Consider the following 2,860-nt stretch of genomic DNA (forward strand, 5'->3'; position numbering starts at 1 on the left):
CGCGCGTGAGGCCGCTGCGCTGGCGGGGCCTCAGCCCCGCCGCATGAAGCCGTCGAAATACCGCGCCAGCTCTGCGTGGCCCTCCAGCGGCAGCACATGGCCGACATACTGGTCGGGGCGCACCACCAGCAGCGCGCCGCGCTGCCGGTCCACGCCGCGCAGGGCATGGAGATCCCGCCCCGGCGCAGCATCGACGCAGAAGACCTTCTCGTAATCCGGCAGGGCGAAGCGGCCCTTCCTTGGCAGCAGCAGGGCGGGCAGATCGGTCACATCCATGCCCCGGCAGGTGGCGGGCAGGACCGCGCGCAGGTCGATCCGCGCGTCGATATCCGCGCCCCCGCGCGTGTAGCGCAGGATCGGAGAGGCCGGGTCTTCCGCGAGGAACCGGCAGAGTTCGGACAGCGCAGCCCCGGGGGCCAGCGGATCGGCTGCGGGTGCGATGGCGATCAGGCGGAAGCGGGCGTCGGCCTCGATGACCTCGCCCAGCTCCATCGGCTTCGCATCGGCCAGCCGCACCACCGGCGCGGAATGCAGCCGGGTGCCGATCTCGAAGCCCTGCGCCAGATGCTGCCACTCGGCCTCGCCGGTCAGCACCGAAGCCCGGTACTGCACCGCGACCCCCGCCGTATAGCGCCCCTGCCGCAGGAACTGGCGTTGCACCGGGGGCATGTCGTCCCCCGTCTCCTCACCGTGCTCCTTGATCGCCTGCGCCCAGTGGCGGTCAAAGTCGATCAGCTCCTGCGCCACGGCCTGACGCTCGGCCGAGTAGCTGTGCAGCAGCTCGGGATCCGCTTCGCCCAGCAGGACCACCTTCAGCTTCCAGCCCAGGTTGAAGGCATCGCCCATAGAGACATTCATCCCCTGCCCCGCCTTGGGGCTGTGGGTGTGGCAGGCATCCCCGGCGATGAAGACCACCGGCAGCTCTGTGCCCTCGGCATCGTCGAACCTGTCCGTCAGGCGCTGGCCGATCTGGTAGGCCGACCACCAGGCCACGTCCCGCACCTCGAAGCGATAGGGCGCCAGCACGCGCTGCGCCTTGGCGATCAGCTGATCCACGGTGATGTTTCGATCCGCCACCCTCTCATCCGGGCCAAGCGTGCCCTGCTCGACATAGAGCCGCACCAGGTGGCCCCCCTCGCGCGGGATCACCAGGATCGTGCCGGCGCTCTCGGACTGGATGACGGCCTTGAAGCGGATATCCGGGAAATCGGTATCGACCAGCACATCCATGACGCCCCAGACCTGATTGGCCGAAGCCCCTTTCAGCGCGCGCCCGATGGACTTGCGCACCGCGCTGCGCGCGCCGTCACAGCCCACCACGTAGCGGGCCCGCACCACCTCCAGCGCCCCGCTGCGCCGCAGGGTGACACGCGCCGGGTGGCTGTCGCTGCGGTCGACCTCCAGCGAGACGAACTCGGTGTCATACTCAGGTTCCAGACGGGTCGGCGCCTTGCGCATGACCTCGAGATACATGTCATGGATCCGCGCCTGGTTGAGGATCACATGGGGCATCTCGGAAAGCCCGTCCTCGACATCCTGCACCCGGCCTGCGCGGGCGATGCCATTGGCGGCAGGGGTCCAGAAGACGGTCTCGTTGACCCAATAGGCCTCACGCTTGACCTTTTCGGCGAAACCGAAGGCCTGGAACATCTCCATCGAGCGGCAGGAGACACCGTCCGCCTGCCCCTTCTCCATCGGCCCCGGCTTGCGCTCGACGATGCGGGTCGAGATCTGCGCGAAACGCGCCAGCTGCGCCGCCAGCGTCAGACCCGCCGGGCCGCAGCCGATAATCAGCACATCGACCTCTCCCGGCGTCACGGCACGGTCCGCCGCCGGCGACAGGTCCGGATCGCCCGGACGGAATCCGTTCAGATGAAATTGCATCGCATCCTCCACGTGGAGTCGGGCGCGGTCCGCTGACCGGCCACGCCGCCCCTCTTCACGACAGTGAAGATAAGTACACTTACCATCTAGCTCAACCAAAATAAGTTGCCCACATATCAATTTAATGTATCATACTGATATTGATTATATTTATGAGGTTATCCTTGATGGAAAACGAAGTTCAGCAGATGGTCGGCCACCTGGTCCGGCGCCTGCAGCAGCGGGCGACTCGGCTGTTTCACGACCGGGTGCGGGTCGGCGGGCAGGACCTGACCTCGGTCCAGTTCGCCGCGCTCTACATGCTGCACCGTCAGCCGGGGCTGGACCAGGCGCGCCTGGCCGAGGTGATCTCCTACGACCGGGCGACCATCGGCGGCGTGGTCGAACGGCTCGAGAAGCGCGGATTGCTGAAGCGCGAGGTCAACCGGCAGGACCGACGCGCGCGGCTGCTGCGCCTGACCGAGGCCGGGGCGGCGGCGGTCGAGGCGCTGCTGCCCGAGGTGCGCGCGATCCAGGACGACATCCTGGCCAACCTGGATGCCGGGGAACGCGCCACGGTGCATCGCCTTCTGGCCAAGTCCCTGGGGCAGGAGGCAGATCCGCAGGAGGGCTAGGCGCTCACTCCATCCCCGGCCCGGCCTGGGGCGCATCGGTTCGGATGACGCCGCGCTGCCGCTCGAGGCGCACCAGCCAGAGGGCGGCCAGCAGCCCGATCATCGCAACCGAAAGCATGGCGGCCAGCAGTACCTCCATGGCCAGGGCAGGCACCAGGAACACCCCGGCGATGCCGGTGGTCAGCGCCCCTGCCAGCTGGATCAGCGAGGAACTCAGCCCCGAGGCGGCGCCGGCCAGGTGCGGGCGCACCGCCATCACGCCACTGGCGGCATTGGGCGCCGTCAGCCCGTTGCCAAGCCCGTTCAGGGCCATGCAGAGCACCAGCAGCGAGATGCCCAGCATCCCGATCTCGAATGCGACG

The 2,860-nt window shown here is 68.1% G+C and carries 2 protein-coding genes and 1 pseudogene; 1 reads left to right on the forward strand and 2 read right to left on the reverse strand.

Translation table 11 applies throughout. From position 1 onward, the window contains the following. Nucleotides 1-30: 30 nt before the first annotated feature. Entirely contained in the window at nt 31-1,884 is a 1,854-nt protein-coding gene (locus tag OS124_RS0118775) for an FAD-dependent monooxygenase (RefSeq protein WP_010141438.1), read from the reverse strand. Nucleotides 1,885-2,051: 167 nt separating this feature from the next. Between OS124_RS0118775 and OS124_RS0118780 the strand changes: the two genes are divergently transcribed. Beyond that, a complete protein-coding gene (locus tag OS124_RS0118780; RefSeq protein WP_010141439.1) occupies nt 2,052-2,498 on the forward strand; it encodes a MarR family winged helix-turn-helix transcriptional regulator in 447 nt (148 codons plus the stop codon). Nucleotides 2,499-2,502: 4 nt separating this feature from the next. On the opposite strand, the pseudogene OS124_RS27600 reads toward OS124_RS0118780, so the two are convergent. Then, nucleotides 2,503-2,860 (reverse strand): annotated as a pseudogene (locus OS124_RS27600) (hypothetical protein); the annotation flags it as partial.

Source organism: Oceanicola sp. S124, from assembly GCF_000220565.1.
GTDB lineage: Bacteria > Pseudomonadota > Alphaproteobacteria > Rhodobacterales > Rhodobacteraceae > Pseudooceanicola.

Coding starts and splice junctions, on each gene's coding strand:
- OS124_RS0118775 (WP_010141438.1), bottom strand. CDS start 1,884: ATGCAATTTCATCTGAACGGATTCCGTCCGGGCGATCCGGACCTGTCG.
- OS124_RS0118780 (WP_010141439.1), top strand. CDS start 2,052: ATGGAAAACGAAGTTCAGCAGATGGTCGGCCACCTGGTCCGGCGCCTG.